The organism is Hoylesella buccalis ATCC 35310 (genome assembly GCF_000177075.1).
GTDB classification, from domain to species: Bacteria; Bacteroidota; Bacteroidia; order Bacteroidales; family Bacteroidaceae; genus Prevotella; species Prevotella buccalis.
In genome coordinates this window covers 41,846-67,861 of record NZ_ADEG01000042.1, presented here as the reverse complement: position 1 = coordinate 67,861, position 26,016 = coordinate 41,846, and the positions used below count along the sequence as shown (strand labels likewise).

The following is a 26,016-nucleotide window of genomic DNA, read 5'->3' as shown; positions in this document are numbered from 1 at the left end:
TAATTACCAGCCGACAATTTACTCATCTTAAAACTAACATCGTATTTGCAAATGCAATCGGCAAGTGCATCAAGGACATTATGGTACACGATAAGGGTTATCTGATTATCTTGATTAGCAATATTCACATAAATCTTTCTTACGGAACAGTTGGCTTTCAAATCTTCCAGTAGACACTGGGCTATACCGTCTTTGTCCAACTCTATACTTAATTTTGTTGGAATAGCATTGTTTTCTGCATAGAAGTCAGGACGTGTATCTGTCGGAGAGATGCTTAACTTACAATTAGAATTTGCAACATCATAAATTCTTAATGGCTCAAGAAATACCTTCTCAGAGGAACATGCAGATAATCCACAGAAAAGGATTAGGCTGTAAAATACTTTTTTCATAATTACAAGGATTTTATATGTTGATATTTATATAAACGTAATTACAAGTTATTTCTTGCTTATATTATTACGTATTTCTGTTATTAATGAATAAACGTATCTGACACTTTCCAAGCCTAAATCATGATTTGTGTCATGTTGTAGGATGGATACCCCTTTCTACTTTATACATAAATGATAAATTTTATATGCCAAAGCTCCATTGCCTTGACATTTGAGAGTAGAAAGGCCTCCTAAAAACACGAAGCATGATAAATCACCTGCAAGAAATTGATCATTCATGTTTTATAATTTAGACAAATTAAAATTATCACTGAACTGAAAAATGTCAATGACTCGTTTCTTGCTTGCAAAAATATAATCAAAAAATCTGTATTTCGAGAATCCTCAAAGCGCAACCGACCAACCAACCAATTATTTAACTTTATCAGACGGTTTGTAGGAGGATATGAGGAGAAATGAAGTGGCAATGGCTATAAAATATCATACCTGAAGGTGCACAAAGTCCAAGTGATATTCCCTTTTATTCGTGATACAATATAATGGTATAAAGGGCAATGAATAAACAAATACTGTGGTTAGAGAATATCATGCCCCCTTAAAAAAATAGCCCTCTTTGATACGATAATCAAAAAGGGCTGAAATCCGCAATAAAGACATACATTTTATGGATAGTGTTTACTATTCAATCAACTTCCCGTGTTTTTTGAGTATTGAGAGAAACTCTCCCCATTCTGCCGCTCTTTTTTCTTTTGCTTTTTGAATGGCCTTGTTCTCTTTAACATATTGACTATTGTCCTCAATATTGCGTGGGTAACAGTCACTCAGATAAAACTTGCCAGATTCTGAAACTAATGATAAGTCTGTGAAGATTTGACTATTGAAAGATGACACAAACGTTGAGATATGGAGTAGAACCTTACCATACGAATGTATTTCTATATTACTGTAAATGGGAAAGAGCTGACTTGTCGGCTCAAAATCTTGAAAAATAATCTCACGGGTCTGCGCGTTGAAAGACTTGATGTTGTCAAGTGTAAAGAGATAGGGGCTTGAAGCGGCTCTTGTCATTCGGGCTGTTCCTATAGCAAACAATTCCGTTTTCGATGCTTGCACTGTGGGAGTTGAAGCAGACTCATCTTCATTGCTGCAACCAATAAACAGCAACGAGAAGATGAACGCTTGTAATACACAAAAGTACCTTTTCATAATTTGTTGGATTTAATTAGTTATTATAATATGTGATCGTCAATTATGTTCATATACTTCTTTATTTCTGCCATTAAGGAATAAACATGCTTAACACTTTCCAAGCCAAAGGCATGATTATCCTTGCATCTGTTTTCAACCATATCGGCAAACGCTTGAATTTCCGAGAAGAATCCTTGTGAAACAATTTGGTTATTCCCAACTATTGGTACAAAACCATTCCTTCCGTACAGATTGACAACGGTTGCATTATTTTGGAAGACCTTTTCCAAAGGGATTCCCCATATTGCAGAGTGTCTTGGAGAAAAATCAAGTCTTTCCATTCTGTCCAATATATACTGTCCTTTGTCCGTACTGATACTTAATTGTTCCTGTGGATTCTGCCAAGAGTAATCTGTTGATAGTTCCAGCATCCCCGTTATATTTTGATGCTCCAACACAAGGAATAAGGTCTGGCCACCATCCTTACTGCGCATTTTCTCTGCTGCCTTTACCTTTGCTTTGCCAAAGAGAAACGTAACATAGTCAAGAGGATGGATAAACAGGTCGAGCATGGCATCACCCTCTGGGTATAGCCCCGTAAGATAGTGATAATGATAATGTCGTTTGCCATCACCTTTCAATCGCTTTTGCAGAATTTGAGTGGCAGGGGCAAAACGTCTTTGCAGTCCGACGACGACATGTTGTGAGCCATAAAGTTTGACGGTATCGGTCAAAGACTTTAGTTCCCTCTCGTTCTCACACGGTGGTTTCTCTATGAATAAGGACTTCCCTGCTTTAATGACTTCGTTTGCTATATGAAAGTGCGAATGTGGATTAGCAGCCACAAAGACTCCCGAAACCGTATCATCATTCAAGATGTCTTGTAAAGAAGTCGTACCTTTTACTCCCTTGTACTTTTGAGAAATCAGCCCGGCTTTCTTCTCCGAGGTGCAACAGATGTATTTCAATGGCAACTGAAGATATTGTATCACAGGCAACAGGTTACTGACACAATGATTGCCAAGACCTACAAGAGCATACCGTTGGGTGTAGATATGGTTCAGTTCCCTTATGCTCCGCACACTCTTGTATCTGCCGATGATTTCGTCTATATGTCCCATTGTTTATGCTGTTATTTGCTTGAAATGTTCCTTATAGGTGATTTGCGTGTTGCTGCTCCATTGATATTTCCCGTAAAACAATTCTATCAGTCGCTTGGGAAACATTTTCTCCAGATTCCTTAACAGGATAATATCATACTTCCGGTGATAGTTGATCCAGCATTGATTACACGTTTTGGAATGTTGACACTGAATCTTACAGGTTTCCTTTGAATTGAATATCTCGTGAAGCGTGTTCTCATGGGTGTTGCCCAAGACCACGTCCAAATTCTGGCACAACGGGACATCTCCATTGGAATGGATGACCAACTCACTGAAAATGCTATGGCACCTCAGTTTCAGCCTGTTATTCTTCCATTCGTCATATAGGGCCACAAAATCAAAATTTTCATCCGTTTGATGTATGGATGAAGGTATCTGACGGATGAAATTATCATCATTGGCTTCCATCAAGTCCTTGGTCGTGTCAAAGAATGACATTGTGCTGTAAATGCCAATACGCACGTCTATGCTATATTTCTTGGCACAATCTATGACATGCTTCATATCCTCAAACGAGTTCCACGGAGAAAGGCAAAACATCAAGGAAATAGGAACAATATCCCTACACGCCTCTATAACTTCGATAACCTTATCATATCCATCCCTGCCACGCATATAGAGATAGGTTTCTCTGGTGCCGTCAAGTGAAATATACAGATGCTTGGGGTGATGATTTTTTACAGCAGAAATTACCTTGTTTACCGCAAGACAATTAGACAGCAGCGTATAGTTAGGATGATGAGTGTCAAACCATCCCAATATCTTGTCTGCTTCGGGATGAAGGATAAACTCACCTCCCTCCAAGCCGACCGTCGTGCGTTTCGTTATACATTTGCTGTTCATTATCTTGATGATGTCGTCTAATCTTAAATTTTCCGTAGGTTTCTTCCAAATGGAACAGTGCTTGCAACGTGACTGGCAGTTGGTAGTGGAATATATCATCAAGGAAGTAAGTACCTTATGCCGTCTGCGTATTACATTGTTGGCAAATACTATTCCGTTGTGGATGTAGTCATAAATACTGTACATTCTTTCTTTTGAGTTTTGTCTTTTATTGTTAAGAGCAGAAAACCACGAAAAGACTGCACAATATTTATGACTTTTTTTATCTATTTATTTCATTTACCAAGTAAGCCGCAATCCAAATGGTACTGTTATGATGAACGGATGCTCTGTGCGGTAGGTTTCAAGGTCACTGCCATTCCAGAAGTAATAGAACATGTTAGGTTCTAAATACAGACTGAAAGGCTTGAATAGCCTATACTGAACACCGATACCTAAGTTCACAGACCACTGATAACGTGGCTTGATGTCACCCTTTAACGTGTAGGACGAGTCAGACGTTATGATATACTTCTTATCAAGTGAACTGTGAACTGGCATCTCGAATGTCACTCCACCGGTCGTATAGGCATTGAATCGTCCCTTGCTCCATATACGATAGGTCAATTGCAATGGTATGCCCACATAATCAATCTTCTGGGTCTTCAACAAGGTCGCACCATGAAACTCACTCTCAAAATCAGACTTCATTCTTGTGTAAGTCAATCCCGTGCCAAAAGTCCAATGGGAACTTAGCTGCTTGTTGAGCGACAAACTAAAGGTTTTGGGGCGGTAGTGGTGCGCCTTCTCACCTAAGGATGCGTTGCCTTCTGTTGCATTATTCAGTGCTATCCATGACATTTTTTCCCTCTCGACAGAATCCATCAGTGCATTGTTCCGAACCAAATAATTTACATAATCATCCCATGTATATAATTTGGCCGAAGCCCCACCGTTAGCGTAATCTACTACTGATAGGTAGTTCAAATTGGACATGGCTCCATTTGCTCCGGCATTAGATGAATAGCCGAATTTAAATGTCCATGGGTATTTCTTCTTATTGCTGACACTAGGCGACATACTTTCATTCAATGCCATCATTTTTTCTTCGGTAATTTGTGGAATACGAAGCACGGAGTCTATGGTGCTGATACCCTTTATAACCAATTGTTTCTGTATAGAATCCACATGGAAAACTACAGTCTGCTGCTCGGATTCTACACTATCTGTTATCATCCGTGAAGAAATCTTTTCAGTAGAGGTAGCCATTTCTGCCAAGGCACGTTCATCATTATTACTGGTACTTATACTTGATGGGATGGAATATCTTGGTTGCACTATCTTTTGAGAGGCAGATTCTTTTTGAACCCGTCCTGGCTGCTCCTTATGAGTGGTTACTGCTGTTTGCTTGTGTTCAGAAGTTCCAACAGTTTTGTCCTTCGTTACGAAATAGATATAGACAGGTATCAGAATTGGAAGCAAGAAGAGCATCCAATAGTTCATCAGTATGGTCCGCAACATTTTCTTTGCCCGAACCAACTGAGAAGATGAACTGTGAGGATTGATACCAAGCAGTTCTCCAATTTCCTTATGGGAAAGACCATCCAGAACCGAGAGTTTGAATATCTCCCTGTTCCCCTCCGGTAACGACTCTATTGCCGACAACAATAGTTCAAGTTCTATATTCTTTTCTTCCTCGTCTTCTTCGCTCAAAAATTCTGTGCCCAGACTAGACAGAGGAATGTCATCCTTCACTGTGCTTTGCAGGTACCTTAGAGAAAGGTTCCTTACAATGGTGATCATCCATCCCTCCAATTTTGAGTTGTCTTTCAGCGATTTGATGGAGGTGAAGATGATGATGAACGCATCATGCAAAATATCTTTTGCCGTGCTTTCGTCTGTCACATAATGCTGGCATATCCGCAATAATCTGTCGGAATATGCCTTGTATAAATTTCCGAGAGCTTTCCGTTCTCCCTGTTTACATGCGTTTATATCAACATCTACTTTCATAGATATACTTTTCCTTTTTATTAAAGGAGCAGATTGTGACTAAAAGACTGCACGAATTTTGAAACTTTTTTTTGAAAAACTTGAAAAAAGACTCAAATTTATGACTAGTGGCCTATTTTTAAGGGCGAATAATCAACAACAAGAGCACTATTGCAAAGTTCACCTCCCGTCATAAAGGAAACATTGGATTGCGTATTTTGATACCTGTAACAAACGATGGTCAATGGCACATCTAAGGAATTATAATTTGTCTGAAGTCATGAAGTAATTTCTCCATTCTTTTCATCAATTCCTTAAAGGGCTTGGCTTCGCCATATATATATCCATCTACCATATTTGTCTCATAGTCCAGACGATAGGCTTTCAGAACCTCATTTCGGGGGATAAAATCAATACTTGTCGGATAATCTTTGTCATAGTCCACATATCCCAAATGATAGAAACGACGACGATGTTCTACGATAGCCTTATAAAGGTTGCCATCGTTCAGTGACTTCTGGCCAAACTCTGTGTCCATCAATCTATCTAAATCATAGAGATGCCGAGACATACGCAATGTTCTTGGTTCTTCCTTTTGAAGCTCCTCACTAAGAAGCAGTGCCTTCTCCAAAAATGTTCTTGATGGCGTTACAGTCTTGATAGATGCTGTCATTTCATCATCCTCCTCAGGGAACTTATCGAAGACAAGAGAGTGAATGTCGCATTTCTCATTAGGCTCAGACATAGATAGACAACTGATTTCTATTTTAATCCTCGCATCAATAAGTCTCATGCTGGACGGCAAAATGCTCTCATAATTGACGAATATTATAGTCGGGTCGCTATCATGGTCTATAGGCCTTGGAGGTTCCCCTGTCACCGTTTCATTCATTATAGTATACCCTTTAACTCCCATTTTAAGGAGTTCTGCATCCAGTTCTGAAGAGAGAGTCCCATGAATATAATCCCGTGATGCTTTTCTTAGTTTCTTCACCTGATTGTTGTTCTCGCACTTTGCAAATGGCAAGTTAAGGACGTCCCCAAAGAAGTTCCTGCCAATGGAAATGTCTATATCTTCACTGAATCGATTGATGAGATTCCATCCTTTACTCAATGAAGTTCCCCCCTTGAAAAGAAGCCATTTCCCACAAGATGTATTGAACAAAGCCTTGAGGACTACTGTCACCCACCAATCCTTCTCTATCGCATTATCTTCGATATTATGATCTTGTGCGACTGATTGTATCATTGAGATCCTCTCATCAATGCTATGATTCTGCCAACTGCTCATGATTCTTATTGTTTAGGATGTTTATTATTTTTCTTCTTATCCATGCAGGCATGACTTTTAAGTCTTCCGACATGGTATCGTCCTCTGGATATTTACTCAATATCACATTGATTGCACTTTCCCACTCGCCATTATAGTTTCGTTCACCGATAGCTTTCATGGCTTGTACTAACAGACGTGTGACCTTTCCCTTCAATGCGAAATTCTTGGGCACTCCTCTTTTGAACGTAATGGTTTTATTGCCACACTTGATTTTTCTTGCAGACCCACTGGTGAGAAAAACAGGGGTCATGGTAACTTGTTCGGACAATCCGAGCATATTCAGCGCGGTGCTGCCAGTAGGGAGAATCTCTGCATTATCTCTTTCTGCAATAGCACGAGCAATATCCTCGGTAGTTGGATAAACAACACCGAATTTGGTTTCCTTTGTTTTTAGGTATATACCACGAGATAGCCTTAATAACAATCCCTGCCGGACAAAATCTGACAAAATTTTGCCAACATACTCGTCGTCGTATTCTGGGAAACTATTATTAAAAAACAGAGTACCGGTGTTTGCTTTTTCAATACAGTTCCTAAGAATATCAACAACCTTCTTTTCTTCTTTGTTTATTAACATATATTAAGTCGGTTATTTTTGCAAAAATACCGAGTATTTTCCAAACACCCAAATTCTTTGAAGTTATTTTTATTTGGGTTGATCATTTCCATTCCATTTCAGAATATCATTTTGCAAGTGATACGAATATAATGGCAAGCAGTGTGTGTTCTTACTGGAAGATTACCAATAGAAGTAGTATGTAGTTTTTAAGTAGTAACTGGATGCTTCTCTTACTAACTACGCTACAAGATTTTTTCTTTCACCGTATTATACCCTATTGTAGTTATGTAGTAAGATATAATCAGTGAAAGAAAAAAGCGTATTACCATCAGTTATCCATGTTGCCTATCAGGAATATCGGTGTTATTATGGATGCTGGTTTCTGCAGCTTCTGACAGATGTACTTTCTGAACAAATGCGCTTCCGTGTTGTCTAACAGAAAGGACAGAGCGATGATGATAGAAAGCGGATAGAGCGGTGCATAGCCTTTGAGCGGTCCATTGATAACGACTTCTTCCTCGTCAGCAACTCTTTCTTCGGGATGCAGGTTGGAAGATATCATAATTGTCTGAAGCCTATGGTTGAGTTTCCTCCATGTTACCCCAAAAAAACTCACAAGTTCACTCTCTGTCATGGCTATCTCTCCGTTTCCTTTGCGAATGACTTGCATTTTGCTGCCCCAATCAAAATAACTACGCTGATTGGCAGTGTTTGTTCTTATTTTTAGGTTGTTGTTTGTCTTCATGCCGATTCCTCCATTTTACAGGTTACAATATCCGAAGATTCACAAGCCTCTCTCTCCGAAGTTTCCTTTTCTTTTGCTGATTGCTTGGCAATGAGCCTGTCCATATCCTCTGATATCTTCCTGTCCGTTACCTGCGCATAGACTTGAGTGCTTGATATGGAGGCGTGTCCCATCATCTTGGCTATGCTCTCAATAGGTATTCCTGCGCTTAGGCTCATCGTGCCGAATGTATGTCTTGCCATGTGGTAGGAAAGTCTTTGGCAGATACCGCAAGCCTTTCCCACAATACTCAGTTTGGCATCCATGACACTGCGGCTGCAATCACGGTGAAAAACAAGGTGGTCGCCTTTTTCTTTCACCGTCTGCTGTACCTCGCTTCTTTCCGGCTCTTTCTGGCAATGACTGATGATGGTTTCCGCTATGGGATGTAACGGCACGATGAACTCAACTTTGGTCTTCTGACGTTCCTTTCTTATGTACATCTGTCCGTCCGCTGCCGTTTGGATATGCTTGTATTCCAAATTCTCCATATCTGAGATAGCCAAGCCTGTGAAGCAGGAAAAGACAAACATCAGTCTTGCCAGCTCCGCTTCCTTGTCGTTCATCTTCATTGCCATAAGTTTCATCACATCGCTCTTTTGCAGAAAGCGTATCTTCTTTTCCTCTTTCTCAAACTTGGCATTCTCAAACGGATTACAGCGGATAATTCTCTTGCTGACCGCACGGAACATCAGTCGGCTCAGCCAGCAGAGGTTGCTGTTGACGGTAGATGCTTTCAGCCCACGCTTTTTGAGAAAGAAGCGGTATTCCTCGAACAAGTCCTCTGTAATTGTTTCGATGGATATATCCTGCACTCCTTTGTTTTCTACAAATTCACGGAGATTTCTGTCAGAATAAAACAGGTTCAGGTAAGTTCCCTCTGCCCTTGATCTGCCTACACTTTCCTTGACTGCTTGGAGTTCCGCCCTGCTCATGGCAAGGAGCGTGGTCGGATTGGTGGCAATACCTTGCAAGCGGTTCTTGATAAGTTCTACGCTTACCACTCCGTCCCTCGTCAGTATGTCCCGATAGGTTTTCTCTACTAATTCCCTGAACTCATTGATTCTTTGATTGGTCTTCCTGTTGGTTGTCAACCCCTGCTTGGTGTTCCACTCAGAGGGCTGGCACTCTTCGCCCGTGGTAATGGCTGTATTCTTTCCGTCGATGGTGATACGGCAGAGAATGGCGGTATTGCCATCTGCCTTGGTCTTCTGTCTGTTGATATAAAATAGTATCTTGAATGTACTTCTCATTGTCTTGGTAGTCTTGATTTATAAGTAATGATAAGATAGAAAAAATAGGAATCAGATTGTTAACTGCATATCTTCAGTGAAAGAAAGGAAACGGTCAAATTCCTCAAAGAGTTTCTGCGGTGTTACCTTTGCATAACGCTCGGTCATGCTCACGTTGGAATGCCCCAGCATCTTACTCACGGTCTCAATGGGTACACCTTGTTCAAGCGTGATGAGCGTGGCAAATGTGTGCCTTGCCGTATGTGTGGTAAAAGGAAACGAGATGCCTGCACGAAGCCGCAGGGCTTTCAAATAAGATTGGTAAGTAGCATATCCCATGAAAGGGAGCAATGTTTCCCTTTCATCGCTGTGGAGCTTCTCCATCAGCCGTATGGCTTCGGGCAGCAGTTTGACACGACAAGGCACACCTGTTTTTTGGCGGTTGAACTTCAGCCAAAGGCTACCCTCGTCATCACGCACAAGATGGGACTTGTCCAGTTCCATCAAATCACAATATGCAGCACCCGTATAACAGGCAAAGAGGAAAATATCCCTTGCCGTTTCCATTTCCTCCTCCAAGTCCTCAAAGTGGAGAGTCTTTAACTTCTCAAATGCCCCTCTGTCAAGTGCTTTGGGGAGTTTCTTGTTACCCTTGCTGATTTTGACTTTGTCGAAAAGTAGGATGTCTGCCAACCCCTCACGGTAAGCCAGCCTGCATACCGTTTTCAAATGGGTGGCAACATTGTAGAATGAGCTTTCCTGAAATCCACACTCCCCCAAGAAGTACTGCTGAAACTCATGGATGAAGTTCTCTGTTAGTTGTGAGAAGGCTAAATCAGAAACCTTATACTTCTTTTGGATGAACTCCTGCAAGTGGATTCTCGTGGAGTGATAGCTGGCTATTGACTCTTTTCTGATGTCTACACCGATATGACTTTCTTTCTCTTTGATGAGCATATCAAGCCTTTCGATGAGCATGCACCGTGTCTGCACACTTCCTTGAAACTGTTCCTTCACATCGGTTGCGTCAAATGGACAACCTCTTGCAAGCAAAGACTGATAGGCTGACTGGATGGACAGCAGCAAGTTCTCCAACCTGCCATTCACTTCCACCGCCTCACGACTTTTTCCGTCCATTCTGCTCTCACGGGGATTCCACAAGTCAGGATTGCAGGAGAGCTTGCAACTGAACTGCGCGATAGAACGTCCGATGGTTATCCGCCCCATAATCGGTGCCTTGCCCGACTTGTCCAGTCCGCTCTTTTTGAGGTAGAGCAACACCTTCATTTTTTCTGTTTTCATACGCTTTGATATTTTGTGGCAAAAATACCAATTTCAAAGCGTTCATCACTTATGCAGAAAACTGCCGACCGTAGCAACAGCCACACGAGCGAAAATAATTCAGTTACCGAACATTGCTCCATCGTTACCTATGACGAATTCGGGTAACGCTCTGGTAACTGAACTTCTGCCTAAATCTGCATATTATAACTCTTTTTGAAAAGAGCACTTCTATGCAAATTATTCCGTTTTCTGCTCATTATCAGTCTGTTTACACCAACTTCGATATTTCTTCATTTTCATTGATTAGTTGCAAGGTAAAAGCATGCATATTGAACTCCTAACTCAATGCTTTTAACGAAAAAAGAAGTTGAAAATAGGCCATAAACGACATGGGAAAAGTGTAATACGTTGTTTATCAGCCGCATACAAAAGAATCAAGTGCTTGGCATATTTGCTGCAAGATGCATCGTTGTTCGCAAATACGCCAGCTATGAAGAGGTTCGATGTCAAGAAAATTCATCATCATTGACGGTTGTGAGTTGCTCATCTCCAACAACGTTTCATGATGATGAATCCTATGTGCGCCGTGTCTTTTCAAACAGGCTTTGATGAAAGTTTACCTACATTCGGGATGGCATACCATGGCGACATGACCTATGTAGAGTCAACCAAGGGCTTGGGAACGGCAAAAAAGACTTAATTTATTTGTCGTTCCCACCGCTTTACATTATCTTTGCAAGGGATAGGCTTCGCTTCAACAAAGTAAGTGAATTTCCTTTGTCTTCGGCTCGCACTATCTTTGCATAAGATAGGCTTCGCCTTAACAAAGTAAGTAAACTTCCTTTGTATTCGGCTCGCACTATCTTTGCAAAAGATAGAGAGCGAAACGAAAACAAAGACAGTCAATTAGCTTCGTTGCATGGTTGGCTGTGCGGTTGGCTATCTGATGTATCAAAATCGTTCATGCTTATCGGCTCAGCGGTAGGGCATTGCAACTATCTCGGCCCATAAAACGTCTTAATGGAATGAAAAAAATATTTGGAAACCCTTTTTTAGTCGCTTTGATGCTCATTGCCTTCTTTGCGAGCAGCTGTGGCAACAGGGCTAAAAAAGATTTGAATCATCTGCTCATGGAGCTGGCGGGAACAGATCATACCATCGACCACGATGACTGGATGACCCTTGAAAACTATTTGGATGGGCAGAAAGCAAACTTCCCAGAGTTCTATGATGGGGGAAAACTTGACGCAGATGAGGTGCGCGAATACATTGAAGAATTTTTCAATCATCGCCGTGATGCCAAGAAAATCGACTTCTCGGGCATGGCGGTTGAGCCGCTCAAAGTGAATTTTTACCTTGAGCGTTCGGGCTCGATGATCGCTTACGACTCGCCAGCCGGTGACGGTTCGTTCAAGGCAGCCATTGTTCAGATGCTGAACAACCTGCCGGGAAACAACGCAGATCATAAGATTTATGTGGTTAACAACTCGATAAACGCCTATCCCAAGGGGGTCGACCAGTTTGTGAAAGACAGCAACATCTTCGAGGCTACCAAAGGAATTGGTGACCCGAGCTTCACTGATTTCGGTGCCATCTTCGACAAAATCCTCAACAATACCAAGGATGATGAGCTGAGTATCTTGGTGACCGACATGATTTATTCTACCAAGGACATGTCGGGTGTCAATCCACAGAAGGTGTTTGCTGAAGCGCAAGGCATGACCAACTCGGTTTTCAAGAGTGAGGTGAAGAAGAAGTCAATGCTCATTGTGAAGATGATGGGTTCGTATAACGGCCTGTATTATCCATACGATTCACCCGGCAAAGGGCTGGCTTACAATGGCAAACGACCCTATTACATCGTGATAGTGGGCAACAATGAGAACATTGCCCGACTGACGCAAGACGAGAACTATGAGGCATTTGCCCAGCTGTCTCGACTGCGGGGCTATGAGAACATGTATCTCTTTGAAACAGATGACGTGTACGAACCTTATTATTCTTTGCTGTTGAGTCATCCCCAGATACGCGGAAGGTTCCAACCCGAACGCGGACAGGGTACACAGGTGACGAAGTTGGAAGGCCTTAAGCAGGATCGCAACAGTGGAGATATCAGACTGGTGTTGGCGGTAGACCTGAGCAAGATGCTCATTGCGGACGAATATCTCACGGACGTGAACAACTATGTGGTTGACGCTGACGATGCGGTTACTATCAAAGAGATTCGTCCTATCACCAAGTCGGACGTCACGCCGGCTGAAAGAAAATACATCCAATCGGCCACCCATCTGTTCGTGTTGTCTGCGAACGAGCTGAAACATGATCAGGAAGTTGAAATCAAGTTGCTCAACAGGCTGCCTCAATGGATTGAGGCTTCGTCGAATGACAACGACACCAAGGTGGACGGCAGCACTACCTTCGGGTTGAAATATCTGCTGCAAGGCATTTACAACAGCTACCGGAAGAATTCGGATGGGGAGCCTTATTATTTTGAAATGGAATTGAAGTTTAGCAAATAGCATGCCTCGCACGAGTGCTAACCGGCTTGGTTGCAGCCTTTGTGCGGCATGACGATAGAACCACGTTATGAAAAAAAATACGATATTGTTGCTGGCAGGCGTCGTGATTACCCTGCTGTTCATCATTTTTGCCACATCTTTGTTTGAGTCACTGTTCTATGAAAGAGAGTTCTCTAATGAGATGTATTCGGCCAACCTTTATTTCATTGTAGCCATTGTGACAGCTTTGATAGCCTGGGTTTTCGCTGGTATATACTATTATGTCATCAACTCGGTGAGCTTCTCCCGGTGGTATCATTGGCTCATCGTGCTGATTGCTGCCATGATTGTGGCACCTGTCATCAACTACACCTATCCCAGTGGTGTCTTTTCGGCCGATGGACTCGATTTCAGTGCGCAGCTCTTCAGCTTCTGTTTGGTTGACGTTGCAGTGACAGCCGTGCTGTTTGTCATTGCCAGTTTCTCCATTCGTTGGTGGTCATCCAACTGCCGACACACGCCAATCCCAGAGTAGGGTGGTGAACATTGCATTATCAAGAATCATCAGAACATTACCATAGTGAGACTATTTTTATTTTTAGTGGGCGGAACAGGTTCGCGTGTCATGCGACCACTCATCATGCAGTTTGCTGCTGGCATTCATCCTTTGGACGAAGCGGGACAGCCCATGCCGCTCGAAGTGGTGCCTATCATCGTGGATCCCCACAAGGCCAACGAGGACCTCAAGCGCACCAGCAACCTGTTGCGGTGGTATAAGCAGATACGACAAGCACTGTATGGCGACCGTGTGGACGTGACCAAAGGCTTCTTTTCGGTCAAGATATCTACCCTGAGTGACATCTTGCCCAATGGCAGCAACCTGAGTGACACGTTCCTCTTCAACATGGGTTCCATCGCATCGAAGAAGTTCAGCGATTTCATCTCTTATTCCACGTTGGATACAGGCAATCAAGCCCTGTGCTCAATGATGTTTTCCAAGGATCAACTTGATACCAAGATGGACATCGGTTTTGTGGGATCACCCAACATAGGGTCGGTCGCATTGAACCAGTTTAAGGATTCGGAAGAGTTCAAGCAGTTCTCCAATGTGTTTCAAAAGAACGACCGCATCTTTGTCGTCAGCAGTATTTTTGGCGGAACGGGAGCCGCCGGCTATCCCATCATCGTGAAGAACATTCGTAATGCCGGCAATAACATCCAAATCAACAACCGTGGCGATTTGCGCGATGCCAGGATTGGTGCGCTCACCGTGTTGCCTTATTTCAACATCCAACAAGATGAGAACAGTCCGATTTCGCGGGCCGATTTCATTTCAAAAACCAAGTCGGCCTTGTTCTATTATCATGACAACCTTACGGGAATTCGGCAGAATGGGGTAGACTTGCCCATGTCGAAAGTAAACGCTTGCTATTATCTGGGTGACGAAATACCCAGCAATCCTTACTTCAACGACCCGGGTGGCAACGGACAGCGCAACGATGCACATGTCGTGGAATATGTGGGTGCGCTGGCAGTTCTTGATTTTCTTCAGATTCCTGACGACCAGTTGCTCACGGATAACGGCAACGCCGTGAACCCCATCTATAAAGAATATGGGTTGGCCAACGATAAGATGACCCTGTCACTGAAAGACTTTGGTACGTCAACACGCCTGCATGTGAACAAACAGTTGGCGAAGTTTCACTTGGCATATCTGTACATCACCCATCAATTGAAGAGCGATGTGGGACGCGGTTACACTGAGGACAAACCAGAAATAACCAGCGGTTTCCTCTCCACAAGTTTCTTCCACACCCTGACAAGCGATTTCTATGTGGCTTATCTTACCTGGTTGAAGGAACTGAAACTCAATCAGCGCAGCTTCGAACCCTTCCATCTGACAACCGACAAGCTGTCTGATGCGTTGAACGGCATTGCGCCCAAGAGCGGCTTGTTCAAGTCAACCATCGATTATAAGTCTTTGCTTTCTTCCCTCAACAAAATGAGTCAGCAGGCTGTCAAGACGCAGAAATACGGCACCGACCGTGTGGCTTACAAGCTGATGAACCTGTTGGATGAGACGCTGGACAAGCTGGTTGAAGAGAAATACAACTCAGTGGTTTAGCATCGTTGAACGTAAATACAAAGTCAATTCATGTCAAAGATATTATCCTATAATAAGAAAACATCCGGCGAAGATTGGATTCCGTTGAGCAGTCAATACAACGCTGACGAGATAGAGATGATCGCTGATCCCAATGCGGGATTGTCACAACAGCCTCGTACGGCCATTCCTTCACCGTTCGCGCAGATGGATTTGGTGAAGAACGCTTTCAAACGACTGTCCATGAATGCCCGTCTGCAAGGCGAAGCGATGGACGAGAAGTTGGTTTCCAATGCGCTGGACATTGCCCAATTGTTCTTTAATTACGCTGAATTGCGCAATCAATTGCAGATTGTGGAATGGAACCGAGCCACCGAGTTGGAGAAGTTGAAAGACTCACCACAGCATCGTTTGTTGGGCGAAACCATCGAGATGTTCTTGCATCAAGACCAAGAAGCCTTCAATTTCGACCAGTTGGATCGCTTGTATTTCTTGGTTTATGGCAACCAGGTCATTGGTTCTACCTCGCCAATCACGCTCTTCATGGCATCACCCAATGCGCAAGAAGGGCTCTGCGACATCCCCGTAGAGCAGAATGTGCAGCTCTTTAGCCTGTGGCGCCCGCTGTATATGCGCAGCGAACGTTTCGTCAAGTACATCTATGCCTTGTTCACAGCCTACCCAGAGTTGAAGCGTCGTTGCGGTGAGGTGAACAGTTACCTCATCGCCAATCTGCCTTTGTTGCCCGCTGCGCTGCAGAATGATATCCTGAAAGAGATAGGAAATCCTGCCGCTATGGATCTGGCTAACGCTGACCGGGCACACTCTTTCCTCGAAACCAACTTCATGCAGATGGAAGAAGGCGTACAAGCGTTGGGCGTTCCGTTCTACGGTGCCCGTCCTGAAGACGTTCAGGCGGCCATTGCAGCCAGTGACTTTAGGATGAAACCCTCACGACCTGTCGATGGCATCGTGCCGCTGGTGTTGCAGAATCATCTCAATGCAACACAGACAGACACCTTCACTTATATCACCGGAACATGGGATGACAACACTGTAATCAAACCGGAAGATTACGCAGTAGAGCCGGAAAAGCGTATCTTACCTGCCACCACGCATCAGTATCCGTGGCTGACTGACGATGATTTTTTCCAACCTGCGTTGATTAAACTCGATTATACCCTCGACCGTGATTGCTTCTTTGACGGCAATCTCACCAATGCAACGCGCGATGCCGATGACCACAATTTCATCTTACCCTTGAAACCTCTTTACTTCAAGTATTTCAACGTCAGTGACTTGTGGGGCACCATCAATGGCCGACCGCGTTTCGAAATGACGCATGGCATGCGGGGAAATGTCGAAACATTGACCGCTACGTTGCGCATTCCCGTGCAGAAAGAGCGTCATTACATCACGCTACAGCGCACCTATGTGTCGAGTCGAAATGTTGATTTGGCTTATGACAGGACAAACGACCACGGCTATTTCGTCACCGTACCGTTCGCATTGAGCATTTTCCCGTTCATGCGAACGCCGGGATTGAAACAATATAACGTGCAATTGGTTGACCGTGCGCTGGGTATGTTGGAGAACTTCCGCATTGATTTGTCATTCTATCATGACGGCTATCGCAATGGGATGAACCCTGATGACGTGGTCGTGCGCGACCGATCTTTAAAGGCTGAGAAGCGAGTTGGTTCCAAATATTATCGCTTGCAGGATGATTTCGACTACCTCAACGTCACCCTTACTGACGATCATGGCAACCTGGCGGCCGAAGGAGTGCTGTGTCCTCGATGGCCGGCGCACGTCCAAGGCAACGAGGCCTTTACGTTCTCAGTCGATTTTGGTACGACCAATACGCACGTTGAGTCGATGAAAAACGGCGACATGCCCGAGCCTTTGGGTGTCAGTGCCTCTGCTCGCGAACGGCTGTTGGCCACTTCGTATAACGGAGAGAGCATTCTGTATGACGTGATTATGAAGCAGGAGTTCCTGCCGAAGGTCATCGGTGAGAACTATGGATTCCCACAACGTACCGTCTTGTCAGAGTGTGAACGCCTTGATGCCATCAATGTCGACCGAATTGTGGCATTGGGCGATGCCAACATTCCCTTTATTTATGAGAAGGAGTCTATCGGCTATGGCAACCGAATTGTGCCCAACCTGAAATGGTCTACCGAGGTGGCTAACAGCAAACGGGTGCGCGCTTACTTGATGGAGCTGGCCTTGTTGATGCGCACCAAGGTGTTCTTAGAGAACGGTGATATGGCCAAGACGCGCTTAGTTTGGTTCTATCCGCTGTCCATGAAGGTGGGCAACGTGCGCAAATTGGGCGAGATGTGGGCCAAAACTTTCAGTGAAGTCTTTGGCATCCCCGTGACAGAGGACAATCTGATACAGATGCCCGAGAGCGTGGCTCCATATTATTTCTACAAAAGTTCAAGTCAGTTTAAAGGCGCAGCCAGCACCGTTGCCAGCATTGACATCGGTGGTGGATCCAGCGATGTGGTGGTATATGCGAGCAATGCACAGCAACCCACCATCCTCACGTCGTTCAGGTTTGCCGCCAACGTACTCTTCGGTGACGGCTTCTCCGATGTTCCTCACGGCGATACCAACCCCATGCTCGTGAAATATGTCGATTATTTCAAACGCTTGTTTGATGCCGACGATGACAAATATGGCGAGTTGAACGGCATCTTGGACGACATCACGGCCAAGCGTAAGTCTGAAGATATTAACGCATTCTTGTTCTCAGTGATTAATAATAAGGTGGTTGGCGACAACGATGTCTTCTCTTACAACATGCGACTTAACGAAGACGGACAGCGCAAAATCATCTTTATTTACTTCTTCGTGACGCTCATTTACTATGTGGCCAAGATGATGAAGCACCGCAATCTCGACATGCCTCGCAGCATCATGTTCTCTGGTACGGGTTCAAAGGTGCTGGACATCGTTGGCACGCAGCGCGACCTTGACCTCATTGCACAGACGGTTATTGAGCGAGTGTATGGCCAACGGTACGATGAGGACGGCTTCAGCATCGTCATGGAGAAGAAAGAACCAAAACAAATTACCTGCCGAGGCGCCTTGATGCAAGTGGCTGACAGTACCGGTTGCGAACATGTTCACCAATTGAACCGACTGTTGGACAGCTTTGACAGCTCCGTCAAATACAACTACACTATGCTCAGTCAGGAAACGCTGCGCTACGAAGACATGGACAAGGAGGAGGTTTGCGCCGCCATCGTTGAGCAGGTGCGCCAGTTCAATGACTTCTTCTGCCAGCTCTGCGAGGACATTCATGTGGTAGACCGGTTGTTGGTTGACAACCATAGTCTGCAAATGTTTAAGCAATTGGTTAACAAAGACTTGATGCATCACTTGGTGAATGGCTGGAACTTCGTTAACAAGAATCAAGATGACAAGAACGGCAGTGACCCCATTGAGGACACCTTGTTCTTCTATCCGATTATTGGCAGCATTCGAGATAACTTGATTGAGAACCTATAAAAACGTGGGAAGGTAAAGACTTATGTTTGAAGGACAGATTGAACGGCAGATACAACAGCAGCTCGAACCCTATGAGGAGCGCATCGCAAAGTTGGAGAAGCACCTTGTTGCGTTGCGGGATCAGGTAAAACATCTCACCGCTGCGCTGCAAGAAATGCAGGAACAACAGGAGCAAAAGTCCACGACGGAGCGTGACACTGCTGATTCACTGGAACCGCAGACGGATGTGGAGCTTCAGCGTGCACAGCCCCACCAGATGGGCACATCCTCGCCGTCAGCCAGTCGTGTCTGCTATTTGCCGGCGCCAAGCAGTGATGGCTGTTTCGACAGCGCATCGCCTACCGAGCAGATTGGCAAAAGCATCTACCAGCTGTCTACCACAGACGGTGTGAACGGCACGTTCATCATGTTGAACAGTCCGGATGCCATTGCCACGGCCATGATCAGCGTTTCGCAGTTTGTCAAGCCGGTGTGCAAGGTCGTTGGCAACGCCAGTGTCTATCCTCGTTCCATCGAAACGGTTGACGAAGGGTCGGCCGTGTTCGAGAATGGAATATGGCGTGTGGTGAACAAGGCGGTGGTGAAATTTGATTAGTGATTGACTCGTTTTTTCAAACTCTTATCTATTGGCGTCCAAACTCATTGCTATTGGATGCCAAACTCATTGCTATTGGACACCAAACTCATAGCTATTGGTTGCCAAACTCATTGCTATTGGACTCCAATTCAACAACTATTTGTTACTCCCTGACGCACAATTAGTTAGAAAACTCTTTTTGAAAGTAAACCCATTGATATGCAAGTAAAATGTCCCAAGTGTAGATTTCGGTACGACATCACAGCTCCAAGCGGTATGTCAGAGATAGCCTGTGTGTGTCCCAGATGCGGACAGCCATTCACGTATCTCATGGAAGATGCGGCTGACCAGCAGACTGAACCTTCGACATCTAATCAGGATGCAGTTGTTGAGGAATCGACAAGCGATGTTCCCGCTGCGCAGACGGACAAGCCAACCGATACTTCTGCGGTAGGGGCAACGCGCACTACAACAAAAAGACCTGCCGGTAGTTCTGAAAATCTTAGTTGGCAGCGAATGAATACATCTCGTGACAATGCTGTAAGAAAGAATCATCCGCCCATGACAGGCAACGGCAACGAGCAGAATCAAAAGCGAGGTGGTTTCTTCCGTTCGTGTTTCTTCCTGTTCTTTGTTATTCTTTTGGTACTGGTGTTGACTGTCAGAAGTTGTTGGAAATCATCTCGCACCGATCGGTTGGACAGCTCTTCCTTGGCCGATGATAATACGGAATACCGTCTTGATTCAGAACATGACGTGCCATCTTCACATGCAGAGGTTGACCCATTCGAAGAAATTCATCCTGGAAAGGCACCCAGCTGGATTCAAGGAACATGGACATACGGAACAGATTATGGGGTAATCAAGTTGACTATCAACGATAAAAAAATCACGGAGAGCATTGGCGATGAGACCGTCAGTGGAACGTTTTATTATGAAAACAGACGTTTGGTTTGTGATTTTGGCGATCCCAACAACATCACCATTTACCGACTTGACACCGAACGTCAGCAGATTGATGCTGGCAACGGCATGCTCATGGAGAAAGAACCGTAGACTGTTAGGGTTGCACGACAGTACAACTTTATCGCATCTGTTCCATCTCAGCAGGGGAAAGTGTTGGTTTCATGGATGGAATATCTTATCTGACATAGCGGAAAATGTAGCTCCTGGCATGATTGATTTGGCCTCCTGAACACGCCACCTGATGATGACCTATGCGGGAGTTGACATGTGCGTGCTAGACATCCTAATAAAACAACCGCTCGTAGTTTTGCATCTTCAGTTGTCGACGTTAGTTGGAATCATCCATCCTAACTGTCGATATTTGCAAAACCACGAGTGGTTGTTGGTTTATGTGAGATTTGTGCGGTTTGAATCAGGTGTTTGTTTCAGTTTTGTGAACAAGCCATGTCTGATTCACTTCACACTATCTATTTTATTTTCTTTACCTTTTAGAGTGATACGCACACCTCAACTCTGCGCGCATACGTGTTCATCTCCGAATGTTTGTCAATGCCGTAAGATAGCGCAGACACTTGATTGGCATGGACACCCTTCTTCAATAAGTAGGTTCTTACGCTGTTCATCCTGCGCATGGCAAGGTCACGATTGAACGCTTTCGGACCATCTTGACTGGAAAATCCTGTCAATTCGGCTTTCAACTTTCGATTGTTCTTCAGCGTTTCTGCCAAGCCATCGAGCGTGTGCTTCGCCTCTTTTGACAATGCATCTGACGATATTTCAAAGAATACCTGTCTGATATTGGTGTCAAATGGTGCAATCTTCGCTGTCTGTGCTGGCTGAACCAGTTCATGATTCTGAGCACTCTCTGTAGCAGTTTCCTCAAGAGGAGCAGCCATAATCACTGAGTCTTTTTGAACACGGAAGTTGTTGAGCTGCCGTGCCATGGAGTCTATCTGTTGCTTAACGGCAGGATCTTGAACAGTAGAGCTCAAAGTTTCAATTTGCTTTTGCAATTGATTAATCTGTTCTTGCAATTGCTCAGTTTGTGTTGAGTTCTCCGATTCTGCGTTCTCCGGCATCAGATTTTGTACCGGTGGATATGGCGGATAGATGGGTTGTGTACCATTCTGTGGCGCATACATTGGAATGTACTCCACTCTTTTGGCTGACGAGTTGTATACAGGAACCGTCTGTCCCGGCTGAGATGGACGGTAGTTGTATCCTCTCCGCTGTCGTCTTACATTTCTTTTCGGCCTGTATTGATTTCTCATTTCGCTGGCAGCCACGCCTCTCAGCACTTCCATCAGTTCGTTTCTGTCGACCACGATGGTGTCATCCGCAGCAGGTGCTGCACCCATAACGGGTGCTGCACTTGTGTAGGAGAAGGGTAGTGCAAGAAAGACAAGTGTTGCCAGACCGTACTTTTTCATCATATTTTCTTAGATTAGAATGTGAACGAATAGCCTAAGGCAACCTGATTTTGCTTGGCTAGGCTGCGTGCGGAGTAGTCTAAGAATACTCTTCCGCTGAACATGTCTACGCTTACACCAAGGATGATGTTAGATCCAAAGTGAGTGTCATCGCCATGGAATACGCCAAGACCCAGACCAGCGTATGGTATAAACTTGCCCAATGCATCGGACTTAAAGTTGTAGATAACGTTTCCTGAGATACCCATTCCGCTGTCGTTAGCCATTGCTGCGTATAGCTCTGGTACGAAGTCGAGGTTGGTAGAACCAATCTGCATGTATCCGCGAACGCCGAAGTTCCAGGCAGTCAGATCACCGAATCCCACACCTGTGATGATACCAAGGCGGTTCAACTTCAGACGTTTGCCTGTTGTAGGATGGTATCCGGCTGTTTCGCCATCTGCTGTTCCCGGTACGTATTGGTTGCCCATGGCACCATTACCTTCGTAAACAACTGTTGTTTCGCCTGCATTGCGTTGGCTGATAACCTTGTTCAGCTTCTCGTTCATGATGCGGAGCTCTTTTCTCAACTGCTCAGTTTCAGCGTTGTTTTGAACTGGTTGCATTCTTTGCATCGGTACAACGGTACGAGTTGGCTGTTGTGGCACTTCGTAGTTGTAGTTGTTGTAGTTATAGTCGTAGTCATAGCCATCGTCATAGCTGCGTGCACTCTGGCGAGCTTCTCTTGTGATGCGGCTCACCAAGTCGTTGAGTTGACTGCGAGTCATCTTTAACTTGCTACTACTGTTCTCACCCAGTTCGTTCACCAGCTTGCGCTTCATGGCCATCTCGTCGTTCTGAATACTCTCGAGTTCTTGCTGATGACGGTCTTTCATCCGTGCAATTTCAGCCACGCGAATGGTATCGTTTGCCTTGAGAGCTTTGTCCAAATCCTTGTCCAGTTTGTCGATACGTGCTTCGTATTCAGCTTTGAGCTTGTTAACGCGCTCATCGTATTTTGCAATTTGATCATCGTAGTCAGCAATCTTCTCGTCATAACTTGCGATTTGATCGTCGTAGTCAGAAATACGTTCGTCGTATTTTGATCTCAGCTCGTTCAGTCTCTCGTTAGAGGCTTCACGCTCATCATCCAATCTGCGGTTGAGATTTCTCTTGTATTTTCTTTCACCGTCTGCAGCCAGACCCAGATTGAATCTTAAGCCGGCATTGTACATTACACTGGTGTTGATGTGGTCAGGATTCTGGATATCTTCTTCTTCAATACCCTTTTGTGCAGTGAATACTGCGTTTGCCGAACCGAAGAGTGCTACATATCTCGACAAAGGAATCTCCACACCGGCACCTCCAAATGCGAATGCTGCACTCTCTGCATCAGTGTTTCCATGCTTGTCAGCATATTTATCACCCACGCGCATGTAACCTCCACCGAGTTGCAAGTAAGGATTGATGCCTCTTGGGAAGTTCAGGCGGGTGATGATGTTACCACCATACAGTGCCAGGTTCTTGTTGAACGATAGTGACAGCTTGTCGGCATCTTTGTTTGCCTGATAGTAGAATCCGCGTATACCTACAAGTGATGAGAAGTCAAATCCTGCGCTTCCACCGGCGAGATAGGTATCGGTCAAGGCCATGTCCTTGTCAAAATTCATATAGGCCATGGCAGGTTCTACCACAAACTTCATACCTTTGAAGCCGCTGGAGAACAGCTTGCGGTATTCGCGGCTGACAGCATTGTCGCTGTTTTCAGCCCTGCCACCCAAATAGAAGTCGAGTGTGGCGGCTGCTCCCCAATTGTACAAATGGTTGCCGCCATCCTCCTTGTTGTATTCCGGTCTCATCAGGTAGCTACCCTTGCTGGCGTTGAACATGGTGTTCTTCGCTTCAAGTGAGAGCACGGCGCGGCTGCTCAAATTAATCTTGGCGCCCACACCGAGTGATACAAAGAGTTGTTCGTCTTTCAACGGAACTTCCTTTATCTCTGCATCTCCGGTGAAGCTGTTGTACTTCATTTGCTGTACACCGGCACCAGCTGTGAGGAAAGGAGCGAAGTAACTGTTCTTGCCCAAATTAAGCCTCATCTCACCACCATATTTGGTGAGGTCCATTTTGGTGTCTCTTATGTGTCCGGCCCATCCCTCATCGGTAAGCCAGTTCTGGCCGCGTACTTTTGCGTTCACATTGTCACCGCGCAAGTAGAATGCGTGTAGCTCGAAGAGTGGGCCAAAGCCGAACCCTAACTTTCCACCGTACAGCGGCATGTTGTCTATGGAAAGATCTTTGTCCCACCAGATGTACTCTGCGGCTGGTGATGCGATGAACGACACGTCATGTACCTGTGCCGTCGACTTTAAACTTCCCAGCAGCATTAAGCCGGCCATGGAAAGTGTTTTCGTCATGTTTTTTTTCATTGTTGAATCATTTATTTATGTTAATAAAAAGAATCTATGTAAGATAGTGCAGCGCTCTATGTCAATGCGCGTCTATTATGTTGTCTGACGTTTTGTTTCTGACTCGTAAGAACCAAGAAACTTTTAAGAATCTTATAAAATTTTTACAAAGATAGCGATTTTTTTTTAGATATAGGAATCTTCCTTGTATTTTTTACAACATTAATTTTGCTCTTCACTCCTTGGAGGTGATGAATGTCGTTGGAGGTGCAGTCATCATCTTCCGTTCAACGTAAACGGCGAACCAGCAAAAATTGTAAGGTCTGACTCTATAATCGGAAAGGGTTGCCGCCTCATGAATTGTCTGATATTTTGATTGATTATACCCCCTAAAATGACACTTCAAAACTTTTAATCTAGAAAAAAATGATAGGCTCGCAGGGTGCAAAATTGAGATAACGATGGGATAAAAAGCAATTTTTTGCCTCAAAGCGATGCTTTTACGTGCTTAGATGCATCATTTTCGGGGCCAATATACATGAGATTGCACGGCAAAAGCATGCCTATTAGCGGCTTAAAGCATTGCTATTGGCTAGAAAAGTTCGAAAAACTGACGCACCACAGGATGTGTAAAAACATAATGAATTGTGTGATAAAAACTTATGAAAATCGTCCATATTTGGCGTATTTGCGCCCAACAGCATGGCTGTTTGAAAATACGCCAAATATGAAGCGATGAGTTGTCAAGATAATTCAGAAAGCTTGGCCAGCTTGATCACGCTGTTCGGACGGAAAGTTTTATGCACTTTCCGTTGCTTACCGATGGGTCAAACCACTCTTTAACCTCGGCTTCTACAAAAAGCCTTGTTGCTTAAGCGTGTCCAACAGGTTTTTAGACATGGCCTCATTGTCCTTTTTGGTGTATCGTATGTCCGTAAAAACTTGTGCCAAGGTTTCTTTCTCGTTCACTTGGCAGAACTGAATGTTCTCGGGCAGACTTTCTTTTTCGTGGTAAAATTGGTCAACCCGCTCGGGTGTGTAGTCTTGGTAGGTTTCGTCATGAATGATGGCCGAGAGCGGAAGACGGTCTGAAAGCTCGGGTGTTTCGTCTGGCCATCCCAGGGTGATGGTGGCTACGGGCATCACCAGTCGGGGCAGTTGGAGCGTGTCGATGATGCTCTTGGGGTTGTACAGCGTGGTGCCCAGGAAGCATAAGCCCAGTCCTGCTTCTTCGGCGAGGTTGCAGAAGGTTTGACAATATAATAAGGTGTCGGTGGCAGCGTTGATGAAACTCAAGAAATTGTCATAGCCAGGTTGCGCTTTTCTGCACTCCGCCCATGTGCTGGTTCGCCTAAAATCGGCACAAAAGGTCAGTACCACAGGCGCTTGCGTCACCATGGGTTGATGGAAATGTGCCGGTGCCAGTTTTCTTTTTTGTTCATCGCTGTGCGTGATAACGACCGAGTAAAGTTGCAAATTGCCCATTGTTTGCGTACGTTCAGATTCGGTCAATAGCTTGTTTATCAACTCGTTGTCTACCTCCTTGCATTGGTATTTACGAATACTTCTGCGTGTTGTTATTGTTTTCATCTTGGAAATTTATTGTTTGACAAAGATATAAATATTTTCAAAAAGAAACATTTTGTACAACAAGTTTTTCTTATAAATAACCCAAAAATTTTTTTTTATATCGAAAATAAGTTGTAGATTTGCAAAACAATTATCGTTTACGGATAGTTGTGCAAATAATACTGAATATTAAATCATAACCATATAACAT

20 protein-coding genes are annotated in these 26,016 nt (G+C 44.4%); 7 read left to right on the top strand and 13 right to left on the bottom strand.

What is annotated here, in order from left to right; genetic code table 11:
- The 10 genes from HMPREF0650_RS04660 to HMPREF0650_RS04615 all read right to left on the bottom strand — a co-directional run.
- On the bottom strand, positions 1-392 hold a 392-nt coding region (locus tag HMPREF0650_RS04660), incomplete at its 3' end, for a hypothetical protein (RefSeq protein WP_004348722.1).
- A gap of 681 nt (positions 393-1,073) precedes the next feature.
- Entirely contained in the window at positions 1,074-1,601 is a 528-nt protein-coding gene (locus HMPREF0650_RS04655) for a hypothetical protein (protein WP_004348720.1), read from the bottom strand.
- 23 nt (positions 1,602-1,624) lie between these two features.
- Positions 1,625-2,704 carry a Gfo/Idh/MocA family protein gene (locus HMPREF0650_RS04650; protein ID WP_004348719.1) on the bottom strand — a complete coding sequence of 360 codons (1,080 nt, stop codon included), beginning with the start codon at positions 2,702-2,704 and terminating at the stop codon, positions 1,625-1,627.
- A 3-nt stretch (positions 2,705-2,707) separates the two neighbouring features.
- Positions 2,708-3,775: a radical SAM/SPASM domain-containing protein gene (locus HMPREF0650_RS04645; RefSeq protein ID WP_004348717.1), complete on the bottom strand. Its 1,068-nt coding sequence runs from the start codon at positions 3,773-3,775 to the stop codon at positions 2,708-2,710.
- Between the two features lie 93 nt (positions 3,776-3,868).
- Positions 3,869-5,581 (bottom strand): sigma-70 family RNA polymerase sigma factor, encoded by a 1,713-nt coding sequence (locus HMPREF0650_RS04640; RefSeq protein ID WP_004348716.1) that lies wholly within the window; start codon positions 5,579-5,581, stop codon positions 3,869-3,871.
- Between the two features lie 232 nt (positions 5,582-5,813).
- The gene (locus HMPREF0650_RS04635) at positions 5,814-6,851 is read right to left on the bottom strand and encodes a nucleotidyl transferase AbiEii/AbiGii toxin family protein (protein WP_004348715.1); all 1,038 of its coding nucleotides are present in this window, start codon (positions 6,849-6,851) and stop codon (positions 5,814-5,816) included.
- Positions 6,829-7,470 (bottom strand): DUF6088 family protein, encoded by a 642-nt coding sequence (locus tag HMPREF0650_RS04630; RefSeq protein WP_004348713.1) that lies wholly within the window; start codon positions 7,468-7,470, stop codon positions 6,829-6,831. The genes HMPREF0650_RS04635 and HMPREF0650_RS04630 overlap by 23 nt, the downstream gene beginning before the upstream one ends.
- A gap of 310 nt (positions 7,471-7,780) precedes the next feature.
- Complete coding sequence (locus HMPREF0650_RS04625) at positions 7,781-8,197, bottom strand: hypothetical protein (protein ID WP_004348712.1); 417 nt, start codon at positions 8,195-8,197, stop codon at positions 7,781-7,783.
- Complete coding sequence (locus HMPREF0650_RS04620) at positions 8,194-9,489, bottom strand: site-specific integrase (RefSeq protein WP_004348710.1); 1,296 nt, start codon at positions 9,487-9,489, stop codon at positions 8,194-8,196. The genes HMPREF0650_RS04625 and HMPREF0650_RS04620 overlap by 4 nt, the downstream gene beginning before the upstream one ends.
- Positions 9,490-9,540: 51 nt before the next feature.
- On the bottom strand, positions 9,541-10,770 hold the full coding sequence (locus HMPREF0650_RS04615; protein WP_004348708.1) for a site-specific integrase: 1,230 nt from the start codon (positions 10,768-10,770) through the stop codon (positions 9,541-9,543).
- A 544-nt stretch (positions 10,771-11,314) separates the two neighbouring features.
- Here HMPREF0650_RS04615 and HMPREF0650_RS13035 point away from each other — a divergent pair.
- The 7 genes from HMPREF0650_RS13035 to HMPREF0650_RS04585 all read left to right on the top strand — a co-directional run bounded on the left by HMPREF0650_RS13035 (position 11,315) and on the right by HMPREF0650_RS04585 (position 20,509).
- Positions 11,315-11,452, top strand: coding sequence for a hypothetical protein (locus HMPREF0650_RS13035; protein ID WP_155813575.1), 138 nt, complete (start codon positions 11,315-11,317; stop codon positions 11,450-11,452).
- A gap of 325 nt (positions 11,453-11,777) precedes the next feature.
- Positions 11,778-13,271, top strand: coding sequence for a DUF2059 domain-containing protein (locus HMPREF0650_RS04610; RefSeq protein ID WP_004348707.1), 1,494 nt, complete (start codon positions 11,778-11,780; stop codon positions 13,269-13,271).
- A 67-nt stretch (positions 13,272-13,338) separates the two neighbouring features.
- Complete coding sequence (locus tag HMPREF0650_RS04605) at positions 13,339-13,785, top strand: hypothetical protein (RefSeq protein ID WP_004348706.1); 447 nt, start codon at positions 13,339-13,341, stop codon at positions 13,783-13,785.
- A 105-nt stretch (positions 13,786-13,890) separates the two neighbouring features.
- Positions 13,891-15,375, top strand: a complete 1,485-nt coding sequence (locus tag HMPREF0650_RS04600) for a hypothetical protein (protein ID WP_211205574.1) — start codon at positions 13,891-13,893, stop codon at positions 15,373-15,375.
- 30 nt (positions 15,376-15,405) lie between these two features.
- Positions 15,406-18,876 carry a hypothetical protein gene (locus HMPREF0650_RS04595; RefSeq protein ID WP_004348704.1) on the top strand — a complete coding sequence of 1,157 codons (3,471 nt, stop codon included), beginning with the start codon at positions 15,406-15,408 and terminating at the stop codon, positions 18,874-18,876.
- Positions 18,877-18,898: 22 nt separating this feature from the next.
- Complete coding sequence (locus HMPREF0650_RS04590; RefSeq protein ID WP_004348702.1) at positions 18,899-19,471, top strand: hypothetical protein; 573 nt, start codon at positions 18,899-18,901, stop codon at positions 19,469-19,471.
- Between the two features lie 201 nt (positions 19,472-19,672).
- Entirely contained in the window at positions 19,673-20,509 is an 837-nt protein-coding gene (locus HMPREF0650_RS04585) for a zinc ribbon domain-containing protein (protein ID WP_155813574.1), read from the top strand.
- Between the two features lie 398 nt (positions 20,510-20,907).
- Here the strand turns inward: HMPREF0650_RS04585 and HMPREF0650_RS04580 are convergent, their stop codons facing one another.
- The 3 genes from HMPREF0650_RS04580 to HMPREF0650_RS04570 all read right to left on the bottom strand — a co-directional run bounded on the left by HMPREF0650_RS04580 (position 20,908) and on the right by HMPREF0650_RS04570 (position 25,826).
- The gene (locus tag HMPREF0650_RS04580; protein WP_155813573.1) at positions 20,908-21,852 is read right to left on the bottom strand and encodes an OmpA family protein; all 945 of its coding nucleotides are present in this window, start codon (positions 21,850-21,852) and stop codon (positions 20,908-20,910) included.
- Between the two features lie 11 nt (positions 21,853-21,863).
- Positions 21,864-24,245: an outer membrane beta-barrel protein gene (locus tag HMPREF0650_RS04575; protein WP_245543456.1), complete on the bottom strand. Its 2,382-nt coding sequence runs from the start codon at positions 24,243-24,245 to the stop codon at positions 21,864-21,866.
- Between the two features lie 843 nt (positions 24,246-25,088).
- Positions 25,089-25,826 (bottom strand): nitroreductase family protein, encoded by a 738-nt coding sequence (locus HMPREF0650_RS04570; protein WP_004348698.1) that lies wholly within the window; start codon positions 25,824-25,826, stop codon positions 25,089-25,091.
- Positions 25,827-26,016: the final 190 nt, after the last annotated feature.

Bases quoted from the DNA above. Each gene is read 5' to 3' on its own strand.
- HMPREF0650_RS04655 (WP_004348720.1), bottom strand. From the start codon at position 1,601: ATGAAAAGGTACTTTTGTGTATTACAAGCGTTCATCTTCTCGTTGCTG.
- HMPREF0650_RS04650 (WP_004348719.1), bottom strand. From the start codon at position 2,704: ATGGGACATATAGACGAAATCATCGGCAGATACAAGAGTGTGCGGAGC.
- HMPREF0650_RS04645 (WP_004348717.1), bottom strand. From the start codon at position 3,775: ATGTACAGTATTTATGACTACATCCACAACGGAATAGTATTTGCCAAC.
- HMPREF0650_RS04640 (WP_004348716.1), bottom strand. From the start codon at position 5,581: ATGAAAGTAGATGTTGATATAAACGCATGTAAACAGGGAGAACGGAAA.
- HMPREF0650_RS04635 (WP_004348715.1), bottom strand. From the start codon at position 6,851: ATGAGCAGTTGGCAGAATCATAGCATTGATGAGAGGATCTCAATGATA.
- HMPREF0650_RS04630 (WP_004348713.1), bottom strand. From the start codon at position 7,470: ATGTTAATAAACAAAGAAGAAAAGAAGGTTGTTGATATTCTTAGGAAC.
- HMPREF0650_RS04625 (WP_004348712.1), bottom strand. From the start codon at position 8,197: ATGAAGACAAACAACAACCTAAAAATAAGAACAAACACTGCCAATCAG.
- HMPREF0650_RS04620 (WP_004348710.1), bottom strand. From the start codon at position 9,489: ATGAGAAGTACATTCAAGATACTATTTTATATCAACAGACAGAAGACC.
- HMPREF0650_RS04615 (WP_004348708.1), bottom strand. From the start codon at position 10,770: ATGAAAACAGAAAAAATGAAGGTGTTGCTCTACCTCAAAAAGAGCGGA.
- HMPREF0650_RS13035 (WP_155813575.1), top strand. From the start codon at position 11,315: ATGATGATGAATCCTATGTGCGCCGTGTCTTTTCAAACAGGCTTTGAT.
- HMPREF0650_RS04610 (WP_004348707.1), top strand. From the start codon at position 11,778: ATGAAAAAAATATTTGGAAACCCTTTTTTAGTCGCTTTGATGCTCATT.
- HMPREF0650_RS04605 (WP_004348706.1), top strand. From the start codon at position 13,339: ATGAAAAAAAATACGATATTGTTGCTGGCAGGCGTCGTGATTACCCTG.
- HMPREF0650_RS04600 (WP_211205574.1), top strand. From the start codon at position 13,891: ATGCAGTTTGCTGCTGGCATTCATCCTTTGGACGAAGCGGGACAGCCC.
- HMPREF0650_RS04595 (WP_004348704.1), top strand. From the start codon at position 15,406: ATGTCAAAGATATTATCCTATAATAAGAAAACATCCGGCGAAGATTGG.
- HMPREF0650_RS04590 (WP_004348702.1), top strand. From the start codon at position 18,899: ATGTTTGAAGGACAGATTGAACGGCAGATACAACAGCAGCTCGAACCC.
- HMPREF0650_RS04585 (WP_155813574.1), top strand. From the start codon at position 19,673: ATGCAAGTAAAATGTCCCAAGTGTAGATTTCGGTACGACATCACAGCT.
- HMPREF0650_RS04580 (WP_155813573.1), bottom strand. From the start codon at position 21,852: ATGATGAAAAAGTACGGTCTGGCAACACTTGTCTTTCTTGCACTACCC.
- HMPREF0650_RS04575 (WP_245543456.1), bottom strand. From the start codon at position 24,245: ATGACGAAAACACTTTCCATGGCCGGCTTAATGCTGCTGGGAAGTTTA.
- HMPREF0650_RS04570 (WP_004348698.1), bottom strand. From the start codon at position 25,826: ATGAAAACAATAACAACACGCAGAAGTATTCGTAAATACCAATGCAAG.